Source organism: Chromobacterium amazonense, from assembly GCF_001855565.1.
GTDB classification, from domain to species: domain Bacteria; phylum Pseudomonadota; class Gammaproteobacteria; order Burkholderiales; family Chromobacteriaceae; genus Chromobacterium; species Chromobacterium amazonense.
The window spans coordinates 169586-194281 of the sequence record NZ_MKCR01000033.1 but is presented as its reverse complement, the minus strand read 5'-3'; the positions used below and the strand labels follow the sequence as shown (position 1 = coordinate 194281).

30 protein-coding genes are annotated in these 24696 nt (G+C 63.8%); 24 read left to right on the top strand and 6 right to left on the bottom strand.

The genetic code is table 11. The features are described from left to right. The first annotated feature begins 63 nt into the window (after positions 1-63). The 13 genes from BI343_RS17795 to BI343_RS17735 all read left to right on the top strand — a co-directional run bounded on the left by BI343_RS17795 (position 64) and on the right by BI343_RS17735 (position 9403). The gene (locus BI343_RS17795; protein ID WP_071110717.1) at positions 64-2040 is read left to right on the top strand and encodes a peptidase U32 family protein; all 1977 of its coding nucleotides are present in this window, start codon (positions 64-66) and stop codon (positions 2038-2040) included. A gap of 211 nt (positions 2041-2251) precedes the next feature. Next, on the top strand, positions 2252-2731 hold the full coding sequence (locus tag BI343_RS17790; RefSeq protein ID WP_071110716.1) for a GNAT family N-acetyltransferase: 480 nt from the start codon (positions 2252-2254) through the stop codon (positions 2729-2731). A 150-nt stretch (positions 2732-2881) separates the two neighbouring features. Further along, positions 2882-3283, top strand: coding sequence for an MAPEG family protein (locus tag BI343_RS17785; protein WP_244886690.1), 402 nt, complete (start codon positions 2882-2884; stop codon positions 3281-3283). Between the two features lie 177 nt (positions 3284-3460). Continuing rightward, a complete protein-coding gene (locus BI343_RS17780) occupies positions 3461-4510 on the top strand; it encodes a linear amide C-N hydrolase (RefSeq protein WP_083341070.1) in 1050 nt (349 codons plus the stop codon). A 57-nt stretch (positions 4511-4567) separates the two neighbouring features. Continuing rightward, the gene (locus BI343_RS17775; protein ID WP_071110715.1) at positions 4568-5011 is read left to right on the top strand and encodes a YiiD C-terminal domain-containing protein; all 444 of its coding nucleotides are present in this window, start codon (positions 4568-4570) and stop codon (positions 5009-5011) included. 73 nt (positions 5012-5084) lie between these two features. Then, on the top strand, positions 5085-6266 hold the full coding sequence (locus tag BI343_RS17770) for an alkaline phosphatase family protein (protein ID WP_071110804.1): 1182 nt from the start codon (positions 5085-5087) through the stop codon (positions 6264-6266). Positions 6267-6359: 93 nt separating this feature from the next. Next, positions 6360-6815, top strand: coding sequence for an NUDIX domain-containing protein (locus BI343_RS17765; RefSeq protein ID WP_071110714.1), 456 nt, complete (start codon positions 6360-6362; stop codon positions 6813-6815). A gap of 34 nt (positions 6816-6849) precedes the next feature. Then, positions 6850-7140 carry a putative quinol monooxygenase gene (locus BI343_RS17760; protein ID WP_043626957.1) on the top strand — a complete coding sequence of 97 codons (291 nt, stop codon included), beginning with the start codon at positions 6850-6852 and terminating at the stop codon, positions 7138-7140. Positions 7141-7169: 29 nt separating this feature from the next. Beyond that, positions 7170-7523, top strand: a complete 354-nt coding sequence (locus BI343_RS17755; RefSeq protein ID WP_071110713.1) for a nuclear transport factor 2 family protein — start codon at positions 7170-7172, stop codon at positions 7521-7523. Further along, positions 7520-8056: a P-loop NTPase family protein gene (locus tag BI343_RS17750; RefSeq protein ID WP_071110712.1), complete on the top strand. Its 537-nt coding sequence runs from the start codon at positions 7520-7522 to the stop codon at positions 8054-8056. Before BI343_RS17755 ends, BI343_RS17750 begins: the two co-directional genes overlap by 4 nt. 72 nt (positions 8057-8128) lie before the next feature. Beyond that, entirely contained in the window at positions 8129-8518 is a 390-nt protein-coding gene (locus BI343_RS17745; protein ID WP_043626951.1) for a YkgJ family cysteine cluster protein, read from the top strand. 41 nt (positions 8519-8559) lie between these two features. Further along, the gene (locus tag BI343_RS17740; RefSeq protein WP_071110711.1) at positions 8560-8922 is read left to right on the top strand and encodes a nuclear transport factor 2 family protein; all 363 of its coding nucleotides are present in this window, start codon (positions 8560-8562) and stop codon (positions 8920-8922) included. Between the two features lie 16 nt (positions 8923-8938). Then, on the top strand, positions 8939-9403 hold the full coding sequence (locus BI343_RS17735) for a DMT family transporter (RefSeq protein ID WP_043626947.1): 465 nt from the start codon (positions 8939-8941) through the stop codon (positions 9401-9403). 32 nt (positions 9404-9435) lie between these two features. On the opposite strand, the gene BI343_RS17730 is transcribed toward BI343_RS17735, so the two are convergent. The 4 genes from BI343_RS17730 to BI343_RS17715 all read right to left on the bottom strand — a co-directional run bounded on the left by BI343_RS17730 (position 9436) and on the right by BI343_RS17715 (position 11200). After that, on the bottom strand, positions 9436-9615 hold the full coding sequence (locus tag BI343_RS17730) for a hypothetical protein (protein WP_071110710.1): 180 nt from the start codon (positions 9613-9615) through the stop codon (positions 9436-9438). A gap of 157 nt (positions 9616-9772) precedes the next feature. Continuing rightward, positions 9773-10231: a glycine zipper family protein gene (locus BI343_RS17725; protein ID WP_071110709.1), complete on the bottom strand. Its 459-nt coding sequence runs from the start codon at positions 10229-10231 to the stop codon at positions 9773-9775. Positions 10232-10246: 15 nt separating this feature from the next. Further along, positions 10247-10684, bottom strand: coding sequence for a hypothetical protein (locus tag BI343_RS20110; RefSeq protein ID WP_071110708.1), 438 nt, complete (start codon positions 10682-10684; stop codon positions 10247-10249). Between the two features lie 60 nt (positions 10685-10744). Continuing rightward, positions 10745-11200, bottom strand: coding sequence for a Spy/CpxP family protein refolding chaperone (locus BI343_RS17715; RefSeq protein WP_071110707.1), 456 nt, complete (start codon positions 11198-11200; stop codon positions 10745-10747). Positions 11201-11391: 191 nt separating this feature from the next. Here BI343_RS17715 and BI343_RS17710 point away from each other — a divergent pair, with 191 nt between their 5' ends. From BI343_RS17710 to BI343_RS17685, 6 genes are all read left to right on the top strand, one after another. Then, positions 11392-13662 carry a DUF3141 domain-containing protein gene (locus BI343_RS17710; RefSeq protein ID WP_083341054.1) on the top strand — a complete coding sequence of 757 codons (2271 nt, stop codon included), beginning with the start codon at positions 11392-11394 and terminating at the stop codon, positions 13660-13662. 64 nt (positions 13663-13726) lie between these two features. Further along, the gene (locus tag BI343_RS17705; RefSeq protein WP_052246871.1) at positions 13727-13993 is read left to right on the top strand and encodes a VF530 family protein; all 267 of its coding nucleotides are present in this window, start codon (positions 13727-13729) and stop codon (positions 13991-13993) included. A gap of 62 nt (positions 13994-14055) precedes the next feature. Next, positions 14056-14625 carry a DUF4337 domain-containing protein gene (locus BI343_RS17700; protein ID WP_071110706.1) on the top strand — a complete coding sequence of 190 codons (570 nt, stop codon included), beginning with the start codon at positions 14056-14058 and terminating at the stop codon, positions 14623-14625. 106 nt (positions 14626-14731) lie between these two features. Further along, a complete protein-coding gene (gstA, locus tag BI343_RS17695) occupies positions 14732-15340 on the top strand; it encodes a glutathione transferase GstA (protein WP_071110705.1) in 609 nt (202 codons plus the stop codon). 158 nt (positions 15341-15498) lie between these two features. Beyond that, positions 15499-15831: a nucleotide pyrophosphohydrolase gene (locus BI343_RS17690; protein ID WP_083341069.1), complete on the top strand. Its 333-nt coding sequence runs from the start codon at positions 15499-15501 to the stop codon at positions 15829-15831. A 39-nt stretch (positions 15832-15870) separates the two neighbouring features. Beyond that, positions 15871-16608: an NAD-dependent protein deacylase gene (locus tag BI343_RS17685; RefSeq protein ID WP_223253336.1), complete on the top strand. Its 738-nt coding sequence runs from the start codon at positions 15871-15873 to the stop codon at positions 16606-16608. Between the two features lie 47 nt (positions 16609-16655). Here BI343_RS17685 and BI343_RS17680 read toward each other — a convergent pair whose 3' ends face one another. Both BI343_RS17680 and BI343_RS17675 read right to left on the bottom strand, forming a co-directional pair. Next, entirely contained in the window at positions 16656-17210 is a 555-nt protein-coding gene (locus BI343_RS17680; protein ID WP_071110704.1) for a hypothetical protein, read from the bottom strand. Positions 17211-17515: 305 nt separating this feature from the next. Continuing rightward, positions 17516-21001, bottom strand: coding sequence for an indolepyruvate ferredoxin oxidoreductase family protein (locus BI343_RS17675; RefSeq protein WP_071110703.1), 3486 nt, complete (start codon positions 20999-21001; stop codon positions 17516-17518). Between the two features lie 364 nt (positions 21002-21365). Here BI343_RS17675 and rarD point away from each other — a divergent pair, with 364 nt between their 5' ends. The 5 genes from rarD to BI343_RS17650 all read left to right on the top strand — a co-directional run bounded on the left by rarD (position 21366) and on the right by BI343_RS17650 (position 24658). Beyond that, positions 21366-22280: an EamA family transporter RarD gene (gene rarD / locus BI343_RS17670; protein ID WP_071110702.1), complete on the top strand. Its 915-nt coding sequence runs from the start codon at positions 21366-21368 to the stop codon at positions 22278-22280. Positions 22281-22423: 143 nt separating this feature from the next. Further along, entirely contained in the window at positions 22424-22714 is a 291-nt protein-coding gene (locus BI343_RS17665; RefSeq protein ID WP_071110701.1) for a hypothetical protein, read from the top strand. Next, complete coding sequence (locus BI343_RS17660; protein ID WP_043625592.1) at positions 22708-23028, top strand: hypothetical protein; 321 nt, start codon at positions 22708-22710, stop codon at positions 23026-23028. Before BI343_RS17665 ends, BI343_RS17660 begins: the two co-directional genes overlap by 7 nt. A 152-nt stretch (positions 23029-23180) precedes the next feature. Beyond that, positions 23181-23378, top strand: a complete 198-nt coding sequence (locus tag BI343_RS17655) for a hypothetical protein (RefSeq protein WP_071110700.1) — start codon at positions 23181-23183, stop codon at positions 23376-23378. A gap of 29 nt (positions 23379-23407) precedes the next feature. Further along, a complete protein-coding gene (locus BI343_RS17650) occupies positions 23408-24658 on the top strand; it encodes a GNAT family N-acetyltransferase (protein WP_169829042.1) in 1251 nt (416 codons plus the stop codon). Positions 24659-24696: the final 38 nt, after the last annotated feature.

The window sequence follows — 24696 nt, the reverse complement described above, 5'->3', positions numbered from 1 at the left end:
TTCCGTTATACTTCCGGCCCGCCCGTTCAGCCGAATAACCTTAATAGCATCCCCGGAATCGCCATGAGCCTGTTGCCGCACCAAGTCGAACTGCTGTCCCCCGCCAAAACCGCCGAAATCGGCCGCGAAGCCATCCTGCATGGCGCGGACGCGGTGTATATCGGCGGGCCGTCGTTCGGCGCGCGCCACAATGCCTGCAATAGCGTGCAGGACATCGCGGGCTTGTGCGATTTCGCCCACCGCTACCACGCGCGCATTTTCGCCACGCTGAACACCATCCTGCACGACGCCGAGCTGGACGCCGCGCGCCAGCTGATCTGGCAGCTGTACGATGCCGGCGTGGACGCGCTGATCGTGCAGGATATGGGCATTCTGCAGATGGACTTGCCGCCGATACAGCTGCACGCGTCCACCCAGTGCGACATCCGCGACGCCGACAAGGCGCGCTTTTTGTCCGACGCCGGTTTCAGCCAGATCGTGCTGGCGCGCGAGCTGACCATTCCGCAGATCAAGAACATCGCTGACCGCGTGGCCGGTTCCGCCACCATCGAATACTTCATCCACGGCGCGCTGTGCGTGGCCTTCTCCGGCCAGTGCTACATCAGCCATGCCGACACCGGCCGCAGCGCCAACCGCGGCGACTGCTCGCAGGCCTGTAGACTGCCGTACACGCTGACCGACGAAAAAGGCGGCGTGGTGGCCTTCGACAAGCATTTGCTTTCCATGAAGGACAACAACCAGAGCGCCAACCTGGAAGCGTTGCTGGACGCCGGCGTGCGTTCGCTGAAGATCGAAGGCCGCTATAAAGACGTGTCCTACGTCAAGAACATCACCGCCCATTACCGCCTGCTGTTGGACGAAATCTTCGAGCGTCGCCCGGAACTGGCGCCGGCCGCCAGCGGCACGAGCGAAATCTTCTTCACGCCGAATCCGGACAAGACTTTCCACCGCGGGGCGACGGATTACTTCGCCACCGGCCGCAAGCAGGACATCGGCGCCTTTGATTCGCCCAAGTTCGTCGGCGTCGGCCTCGGCACCGTGCACAAGGTCGGCGATAGCTGGCTGGAAATCGCCACCACAGAGCAGATGTCCAACGGCGACGGCATCAACTTCATGAAAAAGCGCGAGGTGGTGGGCATGCAGCTCAACACCGTCAAGCAAGTCGGGAAGGCCGAGGGCGGCCTGCTGGTCTGGCGCTGCGAGCCTAACGATCCGGCCGTGCTCTCCGGCCTGAAGCCCGGCGCCGATATTTGCCGCAACCGCGACCACGCCTGGGAACTGGCGCTGCTGAAAAAATCGGCCGAGCGCCGCATCGGCGTGTGGGCCACGCTGTCGGAAACCGCCACAGGCCTCGCGCTGACTTATACCGACGCCGACGGCTGCAGCGCCAGCGCCGCTGTGGATTTGGCGCTGGAGCCGGCCAAGGATGCCGCCCGCGCCGAGCAAAGCTTGCGCGACGCCGTCGCCAAGCTCGGCAACACCTTGTTCCAGGCGCACGATGTGGCGCTGAATCTTTCCCAGTCGTGGTTTGTGCCGGCATCCGTCATCAATGGCCTGCGCCGCGAGGCGGTGGAAAAGCTGGAAGCCGCCCGCCTGGCCGCCTGGGCGCGTCCCGAACGCAAGGCGGCGGTGGAGCCGCCGGCGGTCTTTCCGCAGAAGGAGCTGAGCTATCTGGCCAACGTCTACAACGCGCTGGCCTGGGACTTCTACAAGCGGCACGGCGTGGAAGTGATAGCGCCGGCTTACGAGGCGCACCAGGAAGAGGGCGAGGTGTCGCTGATGATCACCAAGCACTGCCTGCGCTTCTCCTACAATCTGTGCCCGAAGCAGGCCAAGGGCGTCAAGGGCGTGATGGGCCAGGTGCGCGCCGATCCGATGATCCTGAAATCCGGCGACGAGACCTACACCCTGAAGTTTGAATGCCGTCCCTGCGAGATGCACGTGATGGGCAAGATGAAGAAGCACATTTTGAAGACGCCGCCGCCGAACGAAATCCCGGCCAGCGCGCCTATCACTTTCTTCAAGCAGCGGCCGCAGTGAAAGGCTGACGCGGCATCCTACTACAAGAGGAAGCCGCATCAATACATTATCGTGGTTGAACACAGGGCAAGCCTTATTGGCTTGCCCTTTTTGATTGTACAGAGCATTGAGCTGTTAATTCTCTTGCTATTGTGTGCGCGTTTCGATCAAATTAAATGGCATTTAAATCTTATTTTGTGTGCTGGTTAACGTGTCGAAAGTTTGCGATCGCATGGAAATCCGTTTGATAAAGGCGAGACTGGACGATGCCGAGGCGCTCCACCGGATGCAGGTGGAGGCGTTCATGCCCCTGCTGCGCAAATATCAGGACCATGCTTTCAGCCCGGCGGCCGAGCCTTTGGACAGGCTGGTGAAGAAATTAGATCAGCCGGATGCCGATTTTTACCTGATCCAGCGCGGCGATGACTTGGTTGGCGCGATCCGCGTGGTGGTTCTGAGTCGAGGCGAACAATGTCGGATCAGCCCCGTTTTCATTCTTCCTGCTTTCCAGAATCAGGGCCTGGCCCAGCAAGCGATACGATGGGTCGAACAGCTATATCAACCCCGCCATGGTTGGTGCTTGGACACCATTCTCGAAGAAGCGGGCAATTGCCATTTGTACGAGAAACTGGGTTTTGTCCGTTTCGGCGCAGCCAGACCCGTGTTGCCGGGAATGCATCTGGTTTCCTACCGGAAAGGCGTCGTAGCTTAGACTATTTTTGCTTGGCGTAGCATTCGCCTCAATCGGCAACGCGATAAATTCAATACTTTGCGCTGAGCGAGGCCACGGGATGGCCGGAGGCCAACATGGTTGGCATTGCAAGACGAGATGGGAAGCGATTGCGGTTCTATGAAAGGGACGATGATGATCTACCCGATGTTCGCGCTGGTATTGCTGACTTTCTTTGTGGGCATCCGCCTGGGAAGCGCCCGTTTTGCCAATGCCCGTTCCGGGCGGGTGAAGGGCAGTTATTACCGGCTGATGCAGGGCGATGTGCCGCCTGACAGCGAGGTGAAGCTGGCGCGCAATTTCTCCAATCTGTTCGAAGCGCCGGTGCTGTTCTACGTGGCCGGCGCCATCGTCATCGCCAAAAATCTGGCCACGCCGGCCGTATTGGCGCTGGCCTGGGGCTATGTCGCGCTGCGTCTGGTCCATACCGTCATCCACCTTGGCTACAATCACCCGATCCACCGTTTCCTGGCCTTCCTGGCTTCCAACGCGCTGTTGCTGGCGCTGTGGTGCTGGCTGGCGTACGTTTTGTAAGCGCCGCGTCGTGCGGTGTTACTTCCCCGATATCCGCAGGGAACCGCCTGTGGCGTCCTGATTTTCCGGCTTGTTCGGGCTGTGCCGGGCGGTTTCCGTCTGCGCGGCATGGAACCGCTTGTCTTACGCTCTGTCTATAAGTTTTTGATAATTTTCGATAAAGGGTCCCGGATGGATATGAAGACTGCCTTGCATAGCCTGCTGATCGCGTCGACGACATCGTTCGCGCTGTGGTCCCCGGCGGCGGATGCCTGCACCCGCACGCTGTGGAACACCAACCATCTCGCCGTGCTGGCAGGGCGGTCCATGGACTGGGCCGAATCCACCCAACCCCGGCTGATGATCCTGCCGCGCGGCATGGCGCGCGATGGCGGCAAGCTGGGGCCGGCCACCGTGATCAAGGACAATGCGGCGCGCTGGACTGCCAAATACGGCAGCGTGGTGACATCGGCCTATGGCGTCGGCGCGGTGGATGGCATGAACGAGAAGGGGCTGGCCATGCACCTGTTGTTCCTGACTGCCACCGACTACGGCGCGCGCGAACCGGGCAAGCAGGGCGTGCAGGCCGGGCTGTGGGGCCAGTATCTGCTGGACAACGCGGCGACGGTGGCAGAGGCGCTGGAGGCGATGCAGCGGATTCAGCCGGTGATGGTGGAATACGCCGGCTTCAAGTCCTCGCTGCATCTGGCGATTGAGGATGCCAGCGGCGATTCGGCGTTGATCCAGTACGTTGACGGCAAGCCCAAGATCTATCACGGCCGGGAATTCCGCGTGCTGACCAACGATCCGCCGTATGAGCAGCAGCTGGCGGAACTGAAGAAGTGGGATTTCTCCCAGGCCACGCGCGAGACGCCGCTGCCGGGCAATGTCAATCCGGTAGACCGCTTCATCCGCGCCAACTACTTCCTGAGCACGCTGCGCGAGCCGCAGAGCCAGCGCCAGGCGGTGGCGTCCATCCTGTCCGTCGCGCGCAATGCCTCAGTGCCGTTCAACGCGCCGTACAAGACGCCTGGGTCGACCTATGACACCGAATACCGTACCGTGGCGGACCTGAGCAACCGGCAGTATTTCTTCGAGCTGGCCAGCAGCCCCAATGTGATCCGGGTGGACCTGGACCAGATAGATTTTTCCGCCGGCGCGCCGGCGCGGATGCTGAATCCGGACAATGTAGAGTTGTCCGGCAGCGTCAATCAGCAATTCCAGCCGCTGGCCAAGGCGCCGTTCTGAGCATGATCGTCGCTGAGAATGGCTTTATCATGAGTCGGCCCGGTTCCAGGAGATGCCATGCACGCTGAGCAACTGCAAGCCTATCTGCACCAGAACATCCCGCTGTCCCGCGCGATGGAGGCATCGGTGGCCGCCATCGATCCGGACCAGGTGAGGCTGACCGCGCCGCTGGCGCCCAATATCAACCACTGCGCGACGGTGTTTGGCGGCAGCGCGTCGGCGCTGGCCATCCTGGCGGCTTGGTCCTTGCTGCATATCCGGCTGAGGGCCGAGGGCCGGAACGCTACATTGCTTATCCAGCGCAACAGCATGGAGTATGAGCAAACCATCGCCGGCGAGTTTTCCGCGCGCGCCTTCCTGACGGACGCGGATAGCTGGCCGCGTTTCATCAAAACCTTGTCGCGTCGCGGCAAGGCCCGCATTGCGGTGACGTCGGTGTTGGAACATGAGGGCGCGCAGGCGGGCCGGCTGTGCGGCGAGTTTGTGGCCTTGTCGAGCTAGCATGGCGCGGTCAGTCGTTGACGCGCCGGGAGGCGAGGACAACAATGCGGTTTTCCCAATCGGCATAGCCGCCATGTCCAATCTGAAATCCCGTTGCTCCGGGGCCGCCTGGCCGGATTATCAAGGCGGCGGCCTGCTCAACCTGATGCAGACGCTGAGTTGGGAGCTGGGCGGTCCGGATCTGGGTTATCCGCCGCTGGCCACGGATGTGCTTGCCGGCATCGGCCATCACCGCCATGTCTGCCTGTTGCTGATAGACGGGCTGGGAGCGGCGCAGCTGCGGCGGCTGGGGCCGGAAACCCGCTTGAGTCTGCGGCGGCGGGCCACCTTGAGCAGCGTGTTTCCGCCCACCACGACGGCGGCGGTGACCACGGTGTTGACCGGCCAGCCGCCGGCTCGCCACGGCCTGATCGGCTGGCATCAACTGCATGGCGAGGAAATCATCGCGCCCTTGCCGCTATATGTGCGCCATTCTGCTGGCAGCGCCAGCGCGCCGCAGCAGCTGGCCGATACCCTGTTCAGCGCGCCGCCGCTGTTCGAGCATTTTTCCCGCCCGGCTTTCCTGATGCTGCCGGAAGACATCTGCCACTCTCCCTGCAGCCGCCACCATGCCGGCAGCAGCATGCGCTTGCCTTACCGCGACTCCGAGGATGCCTTCGTCCAGCTCACGGCGCGGCTGTATTCGCCGGTGCCGGCTTTCCATTATTTGTATCTGCGGCAGATGGACACGCTGATGCATGAGATCGGCCCGGACGACGAGGCGGCCGCCAGGCTGCTGGCCGAGCTGGACGGCGATTTCGGCCGCCTGCTGGACGCGGCCAAGCAGAACGACGCGGCGGTGGTGGCGATTGCCGACCATGGCTTTGTCGCCGCGCCGGCCGAACAATGGCTGGATGTGGACGAAATTCCGGAACTGTACAGCTTGTTGGCGCGCCCGCTGTCCGGCGAGACGCGCATGAGCTACTGCCATGTGAAGCCAGGCTGCATGGAGCGTTTCATCGAGCTGGCGCGCGCGCGGCTGGGCCACGCCTGCTGGGTGGAGCCAAGCGCGGAACTGCTGGCTGCCGGCGTGTTCGGCCCGGGGCCGGCGCATCCCGATCTGGCTCATCGCTGCGGCGACGTGGCGCTGATCGCCAAGCCGGGCTGGAACCTGCGCGACACGCTGCCAGGCGAGCGCAAACTGCAATTGGCCGGCACCCATGCCGGCGTGCATCCGGACGAGATGGAAATCCCCTTGATCGTCTACCGCCCCTGAACGCGCATTTTTCTGCTAAGCGCCTTGTTTCTTTCATGCAATGCCAAATACATAATTGATTTGATATACTGGCCGGTTTCAGGGAGGAATGGCATGCAACATCGCATAGGCGCCGGCGTGATCGTCGAGCATGAGGGCAGGGTACTGATGGTGCGGCATTGCAAGCCGGGGGTGTACGACTTCTGGGTGGCGCCGGGCGGCGGGGCCATCGATGACGAGCCGCTGGCGGACGCCGCGCGGCGCGAAGCGTGGGAAGAGTGCGGGTTGCGGGTGGAAATCGGGCCGCTGGCCTATATCGAGGAATTCGCCAGCCCGCAAACCCGCGAGTGCAAGTTCTGGTTCACCGGCAAGCTGCTGGGCGGCGCCATCGATTGCAGCGCCGAGGAAGCGGTGCGCGAGCACATCGTTGAGGCGGCCTGGTTGGCGCGCGGCGAGTTTGCCGACAAGACGGTGTTTCCTCCCATGTTGCTGGACGATTATTGGCGCGACCGCGAGCATGGCTTTATTGCGCCGCGCTATGTCGGCCTGCGCCAGATGGAATTCTACTGAGCCGGCTGGCTCGCCCCAAAAACGGAATTAAGCCATGTTTCCATTGATTGTGACGCTGCAAGTGAAGGAGCCGGCCGAGGTACCGGCGGTGGCCGCCGCGCTGGCGCGGATGCGGCCGCTGTGTCTGGCCGAGCCGGGCTGTCTGCTGTGGGAGGCCTACCATTCCCAGGCCGACGCCAGCCAGTTTGTGCTGGTGGAGCATTGGCAAAGCCGCGGTCATTGGGAGGCGCATGGCCAACTGGCAGCCATCCAGACCATCTATCTGCCGGACGTGCTGCCGCGCGTGACGCGCGTGGTTCATCCTTCCATCCTGCTTGGCGTCTGAACCCGGTATTCCTGGAGGAGAGCGTTTTCATGCTGGACAAGACTTTCGCCGAGCGGCTGGCGCTGGATTGGATAGCAGCCTGGAACCGCCATGACCTGAGCGCCATCCTGGCGCATTACCGTGACGATTTTGAAATGAGCTCGCCCTACATCGCCGAAATGGCCGGCGAGCCGTCCGGGCGGCTGTGCGGCAAGCCGGCGGTTGCCGCTTATTGGAGCGAGGCGCTGCGGCGGCTGCCTGATTTGCGTTTTGAGCACCTGGCCACGCTGACAGGCGCGGATTCGGTGATCATCCACTACCGCGGCGCGCGTGGCCTGGCGGCCGAGGTTTTGTGGCTGGACGCGTCCGGCCTGGTCTGGCGGGCGGCAGCGCATTACCAATGATGGAGCCATTGCCCAAGCGCATCGTAATCGTCGGCGGCAGCGGCGCCGGCAAAAGCACCTTGGCGAAGCTTATCGGCCGCGCGCTGGCCTTGCCGCTGGTGGAGCTGGACGAATGGTTCTGGGGGCCGGGGTGGGTTCGCCAGGAGGGGTTCGAGGCCAGAGTGGCGGCGTTGGCGCAGGGCGAGCGCTGGCTGGCCGAAGGCTGCTATGGCTCCGCGCTGCGCCAGTTGCTGCCGCGCGCCGATTGGGTGATCTGGCTCGACTATCCCCTCCGCTTGATGGCTTGGCGCATCGTGCGCCGCAGCCTCTGGCGGGCATGGCGCGGCGAGACGCTGGCGCATGGCAACCGCGAAACCTTGCGCGGTACGCTGTGGGGACCGGATTCCCTGCTGCGCTGGGCCTGGCGCAGCCACGACAAGCGCCGCGCCGAACTGGCCGCGCTGCGCGACGCGCATCCGCTGGCGCAGTGGCATGTGCTGCGCGGCCCGGACGAGACGACGCGCTGGCTGCGCGCCTTCTGCTTGCCGGTTTGACGCGGCGTCCGTAGAATGCGCGCTTTCCCGCAACGGGAAAGTATCGCGTATTCAATGTGTTAAGGATGCCCCGTGGCCGACATCAACCGCCTGGAAACCTGGATCAAGTACAAGAACGGCCTGTGCGGCGACTGCATGGCGTCCTGCTGCACCATGCCGGTGGAAGTGAAGCTGCCGGATCTGGTGCGCATTGGCGTGGTGGACGAGTTCGAGCTGGAAGAGCCGATCAAGAACATCGCCAAGCGGCTGGAAAAGCAGCGGGTGATCCAGCATTTCAATTTCAAGAACAGCCTGTTCACCTTGGCGCAGCGCGCCAACGGCGATTGCCTGTATCTGGATGCGCAGACCCGGCGCTGCACCATTTACGAGCGCCGCCCCAATACCTGCCGCAACCATCCCAAGATCGGCCCCAAGCCCGGCTTTTGCGCCTATACGCGCAATAGCCGCGCGCCAGGCAAATAATTCCATTAACCTGTTTGCCTTCGAATAGATCGGGAGCCGACATGTCCGCACAGTTGATCCGCCGCTATTGGGAATGCGCCAATGCGCGCGACTGGACTGGATTCGCCGCCACCCTGCATCCGGAAGTGGAATACCGGGTGCCGCAGACGCGCGAACGGATCCGCGGCGTGGACCAATACGTGGCATTCAACGCGACCTATCCCGGCGACTGGCGGCTGGAGATTGTCCGCGTGCTGGCCGATGGCGATCAGGCGGTCAGCGAGATCGCGTTTCACGTGGAACAACAGACCCTGAACGGCATTTGTTTCTTTACTATTCAGGACGGTCTGATCCGGCGCATAGACGATTGGTGGCCGGAACCGTATGAGGCGCCGGCGCGCGCTGTGGCAGTGGAACGATATTGAATAAGAGGGGATGACAATGCAGGCAATCTTTCCGCTGCTGGCGTTCCTGGTCGGCGTAGTGGTGCCGATGCAGGCTGCGGTGAACAATCAATTGCGCCAGCTGATAGGCGGCAGCACGTTGCTGGCGGCATTGGTGTCGTTCAGCGTCGGTTGTTTGACCCTGGCCCTGCTCAGCCTGGCCACCGGCCAGCGTTGGCAGAGCCTGGCGGCGTTGAGCCGGGTGGAGTGGTGGATGCTGCTGGGCGGCGTGCTGGGCGCCGGTTTCGTGTTCGGCACCACGCTGTTGGCGCCGCGGCTGGGCGTAGCCACCATGGTGTCGCTGATCATCGCCGGCCAGGTGTGCACTTCGTTGCTGTTCGATCGCTTTGGCTGGCTGGCGATGCCGCTGCGCGATCTGAGCGCGGCCCGGCTGATCGGCGCGCTGCTGGTGGTGGCGGGCGTGTTGTTGGTGAATTTCGGCGACCGCTGGTTCGGCCGATAAAGACGGCCCTGCCGGGACGGCAGGGCGTAGGCTCATTGCGCGGGCTTGGCGACGACGTCGCTGGGTTTGGTGGGCTGGTTCATCTCATGCAGCGACAGCGGCACGCTGGGCAGCACCACGGTGCTGTCGAACGGGCGGGTGTTGGCATCCTGGGCATGGGCAAGGCCGGCTGCCAGCAGCAGGCCGGCCATCAACGGGGCGTACAGTCTCATGGCGTACTCCTTGTTTCTTCAGTATCGACGGATGGTCATTTATCGGCCCATCCGGTTTAGCCTCTCCGGCGAGCCTGAATCCAGTATGGTCCGGATATTTTCCAGTCGCATGAAGCCTGCCTTGCCTTTTGTTTCGATGTTTTAACGCCGTCCTGGTTTACCAGCGCGGCGGCGGAGGAGGATAGCCTTGGGCGGGGTGTTGCCCTGGCAACTGGTTGCCCTTGGCGTACATGCATTGCTGGTAGGCGATGTTGTAGCGCATCTGCGCGTCGTAGCCGGCATAGGCGCCGTTGCTGCCACCTACCGCCGTCCCCGCCAGCAAACCGACGCCGGCGCCTACGCCAGCCCCCTGATGGTTGCCGCCTATCAGCGTCCCAGCGGCGGCGCCGACTACGGTGCCCAGCGCCATATTGCCAGCCAGGTTGGCGGCGGAGGCATCATTGCCGTTGACGCCTATGCTGCCGGCGGCGTAGGAACGGCACAGCTGTTCTTCCTGTACGAAGACCTCGAACGGTTTGCCGGGCGCCGGCATCACCGCCACAGTGGGGCCGGTGGGCAGCGTAGTGCAAGCAGCCAGCAATGGCGACAGCAATAGAAGATAGCAGCGTGTTGTCATGGCGAAACTCCCCGGTCACTTAGGCGGTTGCGCCGGCACGGTCTTCCAGCCGCCTGGACATTCGCTGACATATGGGTAGTACTGCTTGGACGCCTTGCAGTAGTACCACACCTGCGCCGCCTGTTGCGGCGCCGGGTTGACGGCTGGCGGCGGCGGGGCCATCGGCACGGCGGGAACTGCAGGTACCGCGGGCACGACAGCGACAGCCGGCGGCGCGTACAAGCTGGGGTAGGGGTAGACCGGAGCGCTATAGAAATACCAGCTGCCGCCCACCACCCACCACCAGCCCAATCGACCGTGGTAGTAACCATGGTTCCAATAACCGCCGCGCCAAACGTCTATGCTGATGCGTGGCGGTCCGCCGTGATGGTAATACGCTTCGGCCGGCGCGATGGCGGAAACGGCTAGCGTCGCTGCCAGCAAGGCGCCGCTTAAACGAATGCGGCCTTTCATGATGTAACCTCTTTCCGATTCTCCGGAGTGGCCGCCGCTTATTGGCGGCGGCCTTCCAGTTTATCCCTTGGCCGGAGCCGAAGCCTCATGCTTGCCGCGGTGTGGCCACTTGTCGCGCGGACCATGCATCTGGTCCATGATCTTCTGCTGCTCAGGCGTCAACTGGGCGTAGAAGGTCTTCAACGCATCCAGACGTTTCTGCATTTCCGCCTGATGTGTTTGCATCATGTGCTCCATGCGTTCCGGCGCGGTTTCATTGGCGTTTTCCGCCGGTTTGGTCCCGTGCTCCGACTTCATCGAGGCGATGAAGGTTTTCCAGGCCGCTTCCTGTTGCGGCTGGATCTTCAGTTTGTCATGCAGCATTTGCATGTGCTTGGCCATCATCGCCTCGCGCTTGGCCGGGTCCATCTGCCAGCCTTGGTGCGGCATGGCGGCAGGCGCGTCATCGGCATAGACAGCGCTGGAGCCGGCGAGCAGCAAACCGGCGACGATCAGGGGCTTTAGCAGCTTGGTCATGGTGGGATCCTTCCTTGATGGAGTTGTGACGTTTGCAGTATTGGCGGTAATTGTCAGGGGAGTTTTTCCAGCAAAATCGCGGATGTTCAGGACTGTTAAGCCGCAATACCTGATTGATACTTTGAGGCGGATGCGGTGCGCCGCAGCATGGTGAACTACAGTGAAAGCTGTCGACACAGGGAGAGCGCGGCATGGCCGAATCCGACAAAACGGGATGGTGGTCGTTGGGGCAGCACTGGATGGATTACTGGACGGACGCGCTGCAGCGCGGGCTGCTGTTTTGCGACGTGCTGCGCGAGCGCGGCGACACCTATCTGGAGCACGCGGCCTCCGGCAACCCGCCGGTGCTGGTGTTTGATTTCGACATCATCATGGACGGCCGCGAGCTGCCGCAGCCGGTCAACTACGCGCTGGCGGCGATCCGCCCGCCGGCCAACTGCACGCCGACCGATCCCAGCCTGCGCCCGTTCGTGGTGATCGATCCGCGCGCCGGCCACGGTCCGGGCATCGGCGGCTTCAAGATGGACAGCGAAATCGGCATCGCGCTGCGCCAGGGCCACCCGTGCTATTTCGTGATGTTCTTCCCGGTGCCGGTGCCGGGGCAAACCATAGAGTGCGTGTGGCGGGCCGAGAAGGCCTTCCTCAAGCGTGTGCGCGAGCTGCATCCGGGCAATGCCGGCAAACCCTTCGCCATTGGCAACTGCCAGGGCGGCTGGGCGCTGGCGATGGTGGCTGCCTCGGCGCCGGATGACGTCGGTCCCATCCTTTTGGCGGGCTCGCCGCTGTCGTACTGGGCCGGCGTGGCCGGCAAGAATCCGATGCGCTACCAGGGCGGCATGCTGGGCGGCACTTGGCTGGCCTCGTTGACCGGCGACTTGGGCCATGGCCAGTTCGACGGCGCGCATCTGGTGTCCAACTTCGAGCAGCTGGACCCGGCCAACACCTACTGGAAAAAGGGCCACCATCTATACAGCCATATCGATACCGAACGCGGGCGGTTTCTGGAGTTCGAGCGCTGGTGGGGCGGCCACTATCTGCTGAACAAGGAGGAGATGGAGTGGATCAGCCAGAACCTGTTCGTCGGCAATCGCCTGAGCCGCGGCGAGGTGTATCTGGACGAGGGCGCGGTGCGCATCGATTTGCGGCAGATCCGCTCGCCCATCATCGTGTTCGCGTCCTGGGGCGACAACATTACGCCGCCGCAGCAGGCGCTGTACTGGATCGCCGACCTCTACAACAGCGTGGAGGACATCCGCAGCAATGAGCAGACCATCGTTTACTGCTTGCATGAGCAGATCGGCCATTTGGGCATCTTTGTGTCCGCCGGCGTGGCCAACAAGGAGCACAGCGAGCTGGCCAGCGCGCTGGACTTGATCGACGTGCTGCCGCCGGGACTGTACGAGGCGGTGATCACCGATACCCATCCGGAAACGCCGGGGCTGCAGTATCTGCAAGGCCGCTACGTCATCCGCTTCGAACCGCGCGAGGTGGAGGACATCCTGGCATTGGGCGATGGCCGCGAGGGTGAGCGCGCTTTCCAGGTGGTGAAGCGGGTGGCGGAGATCAACCAGCAGCTGTACGACTGCTTCGTTTCGCCGTGGGTCAGGGCCAGCGGCTCGCCTTGGACCGCCCATCTGATGCGCGAAATGCATCCGTCGCGCTTCGAGCGGCGCTGGTTCTCCAGCCGCAATCCGCTGCTGACCGGCTTGTCGGATTGGGCCGACAAGGTGAGAGCGGCGCGCAAGCCGGTGTCCCAGGACAATCCGTTCTGGCAATGGCAGCAGACGGTGTCCGACTGGACCGCCAGCTGGCTGGACGGCTACCGCGACCAGCGCGACGCGCTGAAGGAAATGACTTTCCGCGCCGTCTACGACGCGCCGCTGACCGCCGCGCTGGTGGGCCTGCATCCGAAGCGGGCCTATCACGTGCCGGGCTACCATGCCGGCTGGGAGCGCGACGAGATGCTGCGGCTGAAGAAGCGCGAGCTGGAGCAGCATTACTCCGAGGGCGGCGCGGTGGACGGCTTCCTGCGCTTGCTGATTTATGTCGCCATCGGCAACGGCGTGGTGGACGTGCGGCCGTTCAACGCCATCCGCCGCGTGATGCAGGATACCGGCCTGGGCGAGGACCTGACGCTGGAGGCGTTCAAGCAGGTGGTGCGGCGCCAGACCTGGCTGGTGCGCAACGATGAGAAGCGGGCGCTGGCCACCATCAAGGACCTGCTGCCCACCGATCAGCAGCGCGAAATGGCGCTGGAGCTGGTGATGCTGCTGTTGTCGGCGGCCGGGCCGATCAGCGTGGACAAACAGCAGCGGCTGGGCCGCATGGCCTTGGCCATGGGGGTGCCCGGCGCCAGGCCGGCCGCGCCGGAACCTTCAGCCGAGGCGGCGCCGCCAACCTCGGCGCCGGCGGCGAAAAAGCCCAGGGCGCCGCGCAGCCGCAAATCCGCCGCAGCCAAGTGACTTGGCTGGCGCCACGCCGCGGGCTTACACTCGCGGCTTTCTTCATTCTGACAGGACGCGCGGCATGAGCACGCAGGCCAATAATCCCACTCACGGCGTCACGCTGGAAATGATGCTGAATCAGTTGCACGCGCATTATGGCTGGGACGGTCTGGCCAGCCGGATCGACATCCGCTGCTTCAGCCAGGATCCCAGCATCAAGTCCAGCCTGGTCTTCCTGCGCCGCACGCCATGGGCGCGCGCCCGCGTGGAAGCCTTGTTCGCGCAGATGAAAGCGGGCGGCCCGCGTGATGAGCGGCCGCGGCTGTTCTCCAAAAAAACCGGCGGCTGAGCAACCATTTCCGCTTGCTCGCGTTATGCTGTGCGTAAACACAAGCGCATGGGAGAAACGATATGGAAGTGGAAATCAGCGTGGAAGCGGAAAAGAAGCGCCTGAACAGCTGGGTGGCGCTGACCGTGGTGCTGTTGTCGGTGCTGATGGGCCTGGGCAAGCTGAAGGACGACAATATCGTGCAGACCCGCCAGTTGCAGAAGGCCGACGCGGCCGATGCCTGGTCGGAATACCAGGCCAAAAAAATCAAGCTGCACCTGGCCGAGGCCAGTCTGCGCCAGGCCGAGATGCTGGCCATCGCCAATCCCGCCAGCGCGGGGGCCTTGAAGCCGCGGCAACAACAGCTGAAGCATGAGCTGGAACGCTACAAGCAGGAGAGCCAGGATTTGCAGCGCAAGGCCCAGGCCAAGGAACAGGGCATGGAAACGCTGAACGCGCGTCACGACTTGTTCGACATCAGCGACGCCGCGCTGTCCATCGCGGTGGCCTGCGCGGCGGTGGCCGCGCTGTCGGCGAATCTGCTGCCGCTGTTCGCCGCCTGGGGATTCGGCGCCGCCGGCGCCCTGTTCTGGCTGGCCGGCTTTGCGGGGTGGAATCTGCGCATCGAGTGGCTGGTGTCGCTGTTGGGCTGATGGGTCTGGCCCTGGGCTGAGCGTGGTTGCAATCGTCCCGGTTTTGGCTCACCCTGCTTGGGTTTGCGGTGCGTCCCATCCTTTCCATTCAGCAAGGAGTCGTGAGATGAAACTGTATTATTCGCCTGGAGCCTGCTCGCTGGCCTCTCATATCGCCCTGATCGCCAGCGGCCTGCCGTTTTCTTCTGAGAAGGTCAATCTGCGCGAAATGCCGCATACCACGGCCAGCGGCGCCGATTTCTCCGCCATCAATCCCAAGGGCTATGTGCCGGCGCTGCAGCTGGACAATGGCGAGCTGCTGACCGAGGGCGCGGCGATATTGCAGTACATCGCGGACCATGCGCCGGACAAGAGGCTGGCGCCGCCCAATGGCACGCTGGAGCGTTACCGGCTGCAGGAATGGCTGAACTTCATCGCCACCGAAATCCACAAGAACTTCTCGCCGCTGTTCTTCGCCAAGACCGATGCGGCCAAGGACGAGGCGTGGCAGCGGCTGCAACCGCGTTTGGCCTTGCTGCAGCGTCAGCTGGAAACTACGCGCTATCTGCAGGGCGACCAGTTCGGCGTGGCCGATGCCTATCTGTTTACCTGCCTCTCCTGGGCGCAATATGTGCATCGCTCGCTGGCCGACTATCCGTCGCTGCTGGCCTTCCTGCAACGGGTGGCGGAACTGCCGGCGGTGCAGCAGGCCCTGAAGGATGAAGGTCTGATTTAACGCGTCTGTCTGCATGGCTTGACGATGCCCGGCCTGGCCGGGCATTTTCGTTTGCCCAGCAAGTATCCGCAGATAACGCCCAGAGCCGGGCTTGCCGTACGACTGCTACTGTCTGCGTCGATGCCTGGATGTTTCACGTGAAACGGGAGTGGATGAATATGAGCGACGAGATTTTGATCGATACCCGCGGCCTGACCACAGCCCTGCAGCGTTTTGCCGACGAGCGCGACTGGAACCGCCACCACTCGCCGCGCAATCTGGTGTTGGCTCTGGTGGGCGAAGTGGGAGAACTGGCGGAAATCTTCCAATGGCTGGGCGATGACGGCGCCGCGGCCCTGCGCGACGATCCGGCGCGTTTCACCCATCTGCAGGAAGAGATCGCCGACGTGTTGTTGTACCTGACCCGGTTGGCCATGGTCACCGGCGTCGATCTGGATCAGGCGGTTCGGGACAAGATGGTCAAGAATGCGATCAAGTATCCGGCGCCATAAGCCCTGCGCTATAGTGCCGGGAGTGGCATGCAAGGACCGATGATGAGCGCGACTGAGCAACAGCGGCAGTATCTGCAGCAACTGATAGACGACGCCGGGCGGATCGCCGTGTTGACCGGCGCCGGCATGAGCACCGAATCCGGCATTCCGGATTTCCGCTCCGCAGACGGCCTGTGGTCGCGCGATATGAGCTTGGCCGATGTGGTGTCCATCGATTACTTCCGCCGCGCGCCGGCCGCGTTCTGGCAAGCCTTCCGCGAAATCTTCCGCATCAAGCTGGTGGGCGACTACCAGCCCAACGATGGCCATCGTTTCCTGGCGGCGCTGGAGCAGGCCGGCAAGGAAGTCACCATCCTCACCCAGAACATCGACGGCCTGCATGGCCGCGCCGGCAACCGCCGCGTGCTGGAAATGCATGGCACGCTGCTGAGCGCCAGCTGTCCGGACTGCGCGACGCCGCATACGCTCGACTACGTACAGCAGCACGAGGTGCCGCCTTGCCGCCGCTGCGGCGCGGTGCTGAAGCCGGATGTGGTGTTGTACGGCGAGGCGGTGCCGCTGATCGACGTGGCCTTCCAGGCGGCGCTGAACGCCGACCTGCTGTTGGTGATGGGCTCGTCGCTGGAGGTGTCGCCGGTCAATCTGATCCCGCTGGAAGCCGCGCGCGCCGGCATTCCCTGCGCGCTGATCAACTACACCCCCACGCGTTTCGACTCGCTGTTCGATCTGTGCATCCAGGCCGGCATAGGGGAAACCTGCCGCGGGCTGCGCGCTTAGCCCTTATCCTGGCGGCTGTGCCATTGTGAGCATGTCCGGCCGCGCTGTTACTGTGCCGGCGGGAAGCTCCCTGCATCCTGGCAGTTTTCCACCAACAGGCCGTCCGGGCTGCTATTGGGGACATAGACCTGGTTGACCGGCGACGGCGGGTAGTCCGGATCCGGCGCGCAGGCGGCGCTCTGGCCAGTGCCGACCGCCACCTGGGCGCCGGCTTTCAGCTGGCAGCGCACCACATGATTGAGCTGACTCCACGATGGGCAAATCGCGTTTTCGGCGCGGTATTGCGCCACCGGTCCCTGCGGTTGGCTGAACGACCACCAGCGTCCCATCTGCGAGCTGGGTTTGCTGTCGTCCCACACCCGGTAGACGAGCACGGCGGCGCCTGCGTCCTGCTGGTAGACCGCCCCCTCGCACAACCCGCCCTTGCCCGGCGCGCCCACGGCTTGCGCCAGCAGGGCCGGGTTCTGCGCCGCGCTCATGCCCGGGGGCGGCGGCATCACGCTGCCGATGCAGCCGGCCATTTTGGCCGGCGGGTTGCTGGAACACGCGATCAGGATCAGGCTGAGCGAGGCGATTGCGGCGCGGCGAAGCAGGGCGGTCATGGGGTGGCCTCCAGGCGGTGAAAATCTTTTGGCATGTCTTGAAACATAGAAGATTTTTTTGTCATTTCCAGGGGCTGTTGACGTTTGCTGCGGGGATCGCGTTTGAGCCGATCTGGGCCGGGCGCCTTTCGCGCCGACTCTTCGTCGTTCCGCGCTGGCAGAGGATGACTATGCGGCGCGCGAAACGCCTCGATTCGCCGCAAAACGCATCCCGGCGCGACCGCTCAGCGAACGTCAACAGCCCCTATGGGCGTAAAAAAGGCGCCGACAATAGTCGGCGCCAAAAGCTGCGGAAAATCTTATGCTCAGGCCACGGCGGCGCTGGCCGCCGGTTTGCCCGGCTCGCCGGCATGGCCCAGCAGCTCGGCCTGCTTCGCCTTCGCCTGCTGGTAGTTGCGCAGCTTGATGTGGCCGAAGCCGCGCACGCCTTCCCAGGTCTTCATCCATTCCACCGCCTGCGGCAGCGTGGCCAGATTCAGGCGCGAGATCACGATCGGCAGCTGCTGTTCGAACTCGGCGATCAACCGGCGCTCCAGCTTGCGGTCCGCCTGCCAGGCGAACGGGTCCAGCGCGCTGCCGCGCAGGAAGCGCAGCTTGGCCAGGACCTTCATCGCCGGCATCAGCCATGGGCCGAAGGCGATCTTGCGCGGCTTGCCGCCGGTCAGCCAGGCCACGCCGATGTGGAAGCGCAGCTTGTAGTCGCCGTCGAACTGGGCGGCCACCTCGCGCTGGAACTCGCCGTCGCTGTACAGACGCGCCACCTCGTACTCGTCCTTGTAGGCCAAGAGGTGGTGGTAGGCGCGGGCGGCGGCCAGCGTCAGCGCGGTGCTGCCGGGGTTGACGGCTTCCTCGGCCTGCTTGACCTGTTGCACCAGCGCCTTGTAGCGGTCGGCCAGCGCCTCGTTCTGGTAGGCGGTGAGCAGGGTGGCGCGGTGATGCACCACCGCGTCTGGCGTTTCGCGCGGCACGAAAGCCACCACGGCGCTCGGCGTCACCAAGGCTTCCACCCGGGCCAGATCGTGCGCGGCGTGGCGGCCCCAGCTGAAGGCGTCCTGATTGAACTTCACGGCCGCGCCGTTCAGCCGCACCGCTTCCATGATGGCTTCCAGCGACACCGGCACCAGGCCCTTTTGCCAGGCGTAACCTAGCATGAACATATTGCTGGCGATGGCGTCGCCCATCAGCGCGGTGGCCAGCCGGTTGGCGTTGACCTCGCTGAAGCGGCCGGCGCCGACGGATTCGATGATCGCGTCCTTCATCGATTTGGCCGGGAAGCGCAGGTCGGGGTTTTTCAGGAAGCCGCTGGTCGGCGACTCGTAGTTATTGACGATGGCATAGCTGAAACCCTCGCGCATCTTGGCCAGCGCTTCTTCCGCCGCGGTCACCACCAGGTCGCAGCCCAGCACCAGGTTGGCGTCGCCGGCGGCGATGCGCACGGCGTGCAGCTGCTCCTGATGTTCGGCGATGCGAACGTGCGACCACACCGAGCCGCCTTTCTGCGCCAGGCCGGCCATGTCCAGCACCGTCACGCCCTTGTTGTCCAGATACGCCGCCATGCCCAGCACTTGGCCGATGGTGACCACGCCGGTGCCGCCGACGCCGGTGACCATGATGCCGAACGGTTCGCGCAGGGCCGGGATCTTGGGCTCCGGCAGGGCCGGCATTTTGGCCAGATCGGCGCTGGCGCCGGCCGGCTTTCTCAGCTTGCCGCCTTCCACCGTCACAAAGCTGGGGCAGAAGCCCTCGACACAGGAGTAGTCCTTGTTGCAGCTGGATTGGTCGATCTTGCGCTTGCGGCCGAGCGGCGTTTCCACGGGCAACACCGACAGGCAGCCGGATTTCTGGCTGCAATCGCCACAGCCTTCGCACACGCGCTCGTTGATGAAGGCGCGCTTGGCCGGGTCCGGAAACTCGTTGCGCTTGCGGCGGCGGCGCTTTTCCGCCGCGCAGGTCTGGTCGTGGATCAGGATGGTGACGCCTTCGGTGTCGCGCAGTTCGCGCTGCACCCGGTCCAGTTCGCGGCGGTGGAACACGTCTATGCCGGGGGCCAGCCCCTGGGCGTGCTTGTATTTGTCAGGATCGTCGCTGGTGATCACGATGCGCTTGACGCCTTCGGCCGCCAGCTGGCGCGTCATCATCGGCACGTCCAGATAGCCGTCCACATGCTGGCCGCCGGTCATGGCCACCGCGTCGTTGTAAAGGATCTTGTAGGTGATGTTCACTTTTCCGGCCACCGCGGCGCGGATGGCCAGGATGCCGGAGTGGAAGTAGGTGCCGTCGCCCAGATTGGTGAAGATGTGCTTGGTGGTGGTGAACGGCGCCTGGCCCAGCCAGGTGATGCCTTCGCCGCCCATCTGGGTGAAGGTTTTGGTGTTTTCCGGGGTGATCCAGTGTGCCATGTAGTGGCAGCCGATGCCGGCTACGGCGCGGCTGCCTTCCGGCAGCTTGGTGGAAGTATTGTGCGGACAGCCGGAGCAGTAGTGCGGCACGCGGGCGATGGATTCGCGCGGCTTGACCAGCTGCGCTTCCTTGTCGTCGTAGAACTTCAGGCGGTCGTGGATCACCGGGCTGTCGTAGATCAGCGCCAGCCGGCTGGCGATGGCGCGGGCGATCATGGCCGGGGTCAGCTCGCCGGCGGCCGGCAGCAGCCAATCGCCGTGCGGCAGCGCCCATTCGCCTTTTTCGGCGAACTTGCCCACCACGCGCGGGCGCACGTCGTCGCGCCAGTTGTACAGCTGTTCCTTCAGCTGGTATTCGATGATCTGGCGTTTTTCTTCCACCACCAGAATCTCTTCCAGGCCTTCGGCGAACTGGCGCACGCCTTCCGGCTCCAGCGGCCACACCATGCCCACCTTGAAGATGCGCAGGCCGATTTCCGCCGCCTGGGCCTCGCTGATGCCTAGGTCGTCCAGCGCCTGCATCACGTCCAGATAGCTTTTGCCGCAGGTGATGATGCCCAGACGCGGCTTGGGCGAGTCCAGCGTGATGCGGTTGAGCTTGTTCTCGCGCGCGTAGGCCAGCGCGGCGTACAAGCGATGGTGCAGCACGCGCTTTTCCTGGGCCAGCGGGGTATCCGGCCAGCGGATGTTCAGGCCGTCTTCCGGGATGGGGAAGTCCTTGGGAATCTTGAATTCGAAGCGTTCCGGCGAGATGTCGACGATGGCCGAGCTTTCGATGGTGTCGGTGATGGCTTTGATCGCCACCCAGCAGCCGGAATAACGGCTCATCGCCCAGCCGTGCAGGCCCAGGTCCAGCACTTCCTGCACGCCGGACGGGGACAGCACCGGTATCATGCTGGCGGCCAGGATGTGGTCGGACTGGTGCGGGAAGGTGGACGACTTGGCCGCATGGTCGTCGCCGCATACCAGCAGCACGCCGCCGTGCTTGGAGGTGCCGGCCACGTTGCCGTGCTTGATCACGTCGCCGGAGCGGTCCACGCCGGGGCCCTTGCCGTACCACATCGAATAGACGCCGTCGTATTTGGCGCCCTCGAACATATTGACCTGCTGCGTGCCCCAGATGGCGGTGGCGGCCAGGTCTTCGTTGAGGCCGGGATGGAACACCACCTTGTGGGCGTCCAGATGCTTCTTGGCCTTCATCATGGTCTGGTCGACGTTGCCCAAGGGCGAGCCGCGATAGCCGGTGACATAGCCGGCGGTGTTCAGGCCGGCGGCCTGGTCCAGTTGTTGTTGCAGCATGGGCAGGCGCACCAGCGCCTGAATGCCTGTCATCAGTACCTGGCCGGTGGGGGCGGTGTATTTTTCTTCCAGGTCTGCATGGCGGATTGACATGGTTTCTCCTCCTGTCGTGCTCGCTTGTGGCGATCAGCCCGCGGGCGGCCTTGTGGGCGGCATGTGCCGGGCGTCTGCTGCGTGGCAACGCGACTGACACTTTATTTTTATACCGTGTGCCCTGGGTATGCGCGGCTGATGCAGCTTAGAGTGTTAACCCTAATGCCGCCAGACTATAGTTGACGTTTACGTCAACGTCAAAGGGATCGCGCGCGATGCCGCTTGGCGGTGCGGTTTATGTGCCAGTGCAGCAAAAATCTGTGTTGTGTTAAGTGTTTGTGAACGGACTGTGCAGGGTTTGATGATTATCCCAAGCGGACAAAGCGGGTAAGCTGTTTGCTGGAGCATTGTTTTCGAGAATCCCATGTCTGTTTCTTCATCCGATGGCGCCGGTCGCGGCGTGCTGTACACCGTAGGCGCCTTCGTCTGCTGGGGACTGTTTCCGCTGTATTGGAAACCGCTGCACAGCGTCCCGGCTTTGCAAATTCTGTGCCACCGCATCGTGTGGTCGGCCTTGTTCGTTGCCCTGGTGCTCAGCGCGCTGCGGCAATGGGGCGATCTGCGCGAGGCGCTGCGTCGTCCGCGCCAGTTGGGCATCTTCGCCTTGTCGTCGACCGTGCTGTCGCTGAACTGGCTGATCTATATCTGGGCGGTGAATGCCGGCCACGTGGTGGAGGCGAGCCTCGGTTATTTCATCAATCCCTTGGTCAATGTGCTGCTGGGCCGCTTGTTTCTGGGCGAGCGGCTGAGCCGGCCGCAGCGCCTGGCGGTGGCCTTGGCTGCGGCGGGCGTGGCCTGGCTGACGCTCAGCGCCGGCGCGCTGCCGTGGATCGCCCTGTCGCTGGCGGCTACCTTTGGCCTGTATGGCTTGCTGCGCAAGATGGCGCCGCTGCCGTCCTTGCCGGGGCTGGCCTTGGAGACTTTCCTAATGTCGCCGCTGGCGCTGGCCGCACTGTTGTGGTTCGCCTGGCGCGGAGATGGTGCGTTCGGCCATCTGGGCTGGCAAGGCGACTTGTTGTTGGTCGGGGCCGGCGTGGTCACCGCGGTGCCTTTGTTGATGTTCGCCGCAGGTGCGCGCCGCTTGAAGCTGGCTACGGTGGGCGTGATCCAGTACATCGGCCCCAGCATCCAGCTGGCGCTGGGCGTGTTGCTGTATGGCGAGCCGTTCGGCCCGGACCGCGCGCTGGGCTTTGCCTTGATCTGGGCGGCGCTTTTGCTGTATTCGGCCGTCGGCCTGCGTGGTTTGTGGCGCGGAAGACGCAGCCCCGCATCGGTCTGAAAGCCCCGTCCTGATTGAACAGCCCCGCTTAAGCGGGGCTGTTCGCTTATGGCGTTCGGGTTTTCTGACGAATGGCGGCTCAGCCTGTCCGAAAGTATGGATTTGGCTGGCTATAACCGAAGAAAGGCGGCGGAGCGAGCACGGTGCTGTGGCTGGTTTGCATGGTGTTTTTGGCGAGCGCGGTGAGCGTGCGTTACTGGCTGCGGCAACGCGGCGCGGCGGCGCTGCGCCTGCTGGCCGGATTGGCAACGCTGCTGGCCTGGCTGTTGTACCCACGCTTGCCGTTCTGGCTGCTGCCGTGGATGCCGGACGCTTACGGCATGGCGTGTTATGCCGCCTTGGTGGGCTTGCAGCTGGGCCTGACCGATGCGGTAGTGAAAACTTGGCTGGCGCGGCGGCAGCGCGCCGATGGCGGAAAGGAAAAACAATGGTAGCCCTTTATCTCGTCAGTCTGGTGTTCTTCCTCACGGATATCATTACGCGGCTGGCGTTGCGCACCCGTTCCTGGCGCGCGGTGGAACTGACGCTGGTGGCCGGTCTGGCCTTGGCCTGGCTGCTTTATCCGCACCTGAGCGATTGGGCGGTGCCGCTGATGCCCAGCGAGCAGGGCATGCTGCTGTACGCCATGCTGGTGGGCTTGCAGCTGGGACTGATGGATGCGGTGCTACGCACCGGCTTCTGGCGCTGGCGCGAATATTATCGGCTGCAGCGCGCTGGCCAATCCCGCCACAATGACAAGCGATATTGAGCCATATGCTTGACGCGTAAGGCCGCGGCAGGCAGACTGCGCGCACTCCCGCAGCGCCTCTCCGGCGCGGCGGGCCATGCAGGGAAGCGGAACGTCTCCGCGATGATCGGCTTCCCACTGATCTTTACTCGTTCTTTACAGGTACCGCCATCATGGCATCGTTCTTTATTCTGTCGCGCCATTTGCTGCGCGATGTGCTCGGTCGCGAGCGCGCCGATTCCTATTCTTTAGATTTATCGTCGTTGTATCTTCCATCCGGTTATTTCGATCTTCCGGACGATTTCTCGCGCCGCGAAGCGCTGTGGCAGCGGCATTGGCAGCTGCGGCTGGTGAAGGGAGGCGTATGTTGATTTTGCCTTTGCGGTCGCCGCGCTTGATCTTGCGCGATTTCATTGCGGAGGATCTGGAACCCTATGGCCGTTTGCGCAGCGGCTTGGCATTCGGCCGCCATTACCCCGCGGCTGAGACCGCGCCGGCGTTCAGCTCGCGATTATTGGACCGCTTCATCAGCCAGCAACAGTCGCCGCGCCGCGCTTGGCAGCTGGCGGTGATCCGGCGCGATGACGGCAAGCTGGTCGGTTCGGTGGGTTTGCGTTTGACCGTGTCGCCTGGCGTGGCCAGTTTCGGCGCAGAACTGGCCGAAGCGGCCTGGGGGCAGGGCTATGCCGAAGAGGCTGCCCGCTTGCTGCTGGATGCCGGCTTCAATCATCTGGGCGTCAACCGGGTGGAGGCGGACACGGCGGAGGGCAATGCCGCGGCCTTGCGCTTGGCTGGACGGCTGGGTTTTGTGGCGGCGCCGGCGCGCGATGGTCGCGTGTCCTTGGCGCTCAGTTTGGGCATGTTGGGCGCGCAGAGCGAATGGCGCCTGCTGGGCGCGTCCAGTTCGCTGCGCCGCATCGACGGCGGCTGGAGATTGTTGACGGAAGATCAGCCAGGCTTTTATTTCGGCAATGCTTTATGGCTGGACCACGGGCCGGAACCCGGCAGCCGGCGCGAGTGGGAGCGGCGCTTCGCCGCCGCCTTCGCCGACTATCCGGCCATTCGCCATCGCGTGCTGCAATGGCCGCTTGGCGCCCCAGCCAACGCAGAGGCGTATCGGGATTGGCTGGATGCGGGTTACCGCTATGAAGAAACCATAGTCTTGCTGATGACGGGCGAAACGCTGCGGCCGGCGCCGCTCAGCCCATCCCTGGCCATCCGTCCGCTGACCAGCGACGAGGACTGGGCGCAATGGCGGCGATTGCTGCTGGATGCGCGCGATGCGGAACATCTGGAAGAGGATTATTTAAGCTTCCTGGCCGGACATGAGCGGCGCTACCGTCAATTGGAGGCGGAGGGCTGCGGACATACTTGGGGCGTTTTCGATGGTCGGGCGCTGCTCTCTTGCGCGGGTTTGTTTCTGCAACCGGGTCTGGGATGCGTGCAGCAAGTGGCCACGGCCGAGCATGTGCGTCGCTTGGGTTTGGCCAGCCAGCTGCTCAGCCATATTGCGCAATGGGGTTTGCAACGCGCGCCTCGTATCCTGGTGGCGGCTGACGCCCGCTACCATGCGCTGCAGCTGTATCGCCAATTGGGTTTCGTCGACGCCGCCCGCGAGGCCTCGCTGTGCTGGTGGCCTGGCCGGGCGTGACCATTGATGCGCTAATTGCATGCGTCTATCGCCAAATA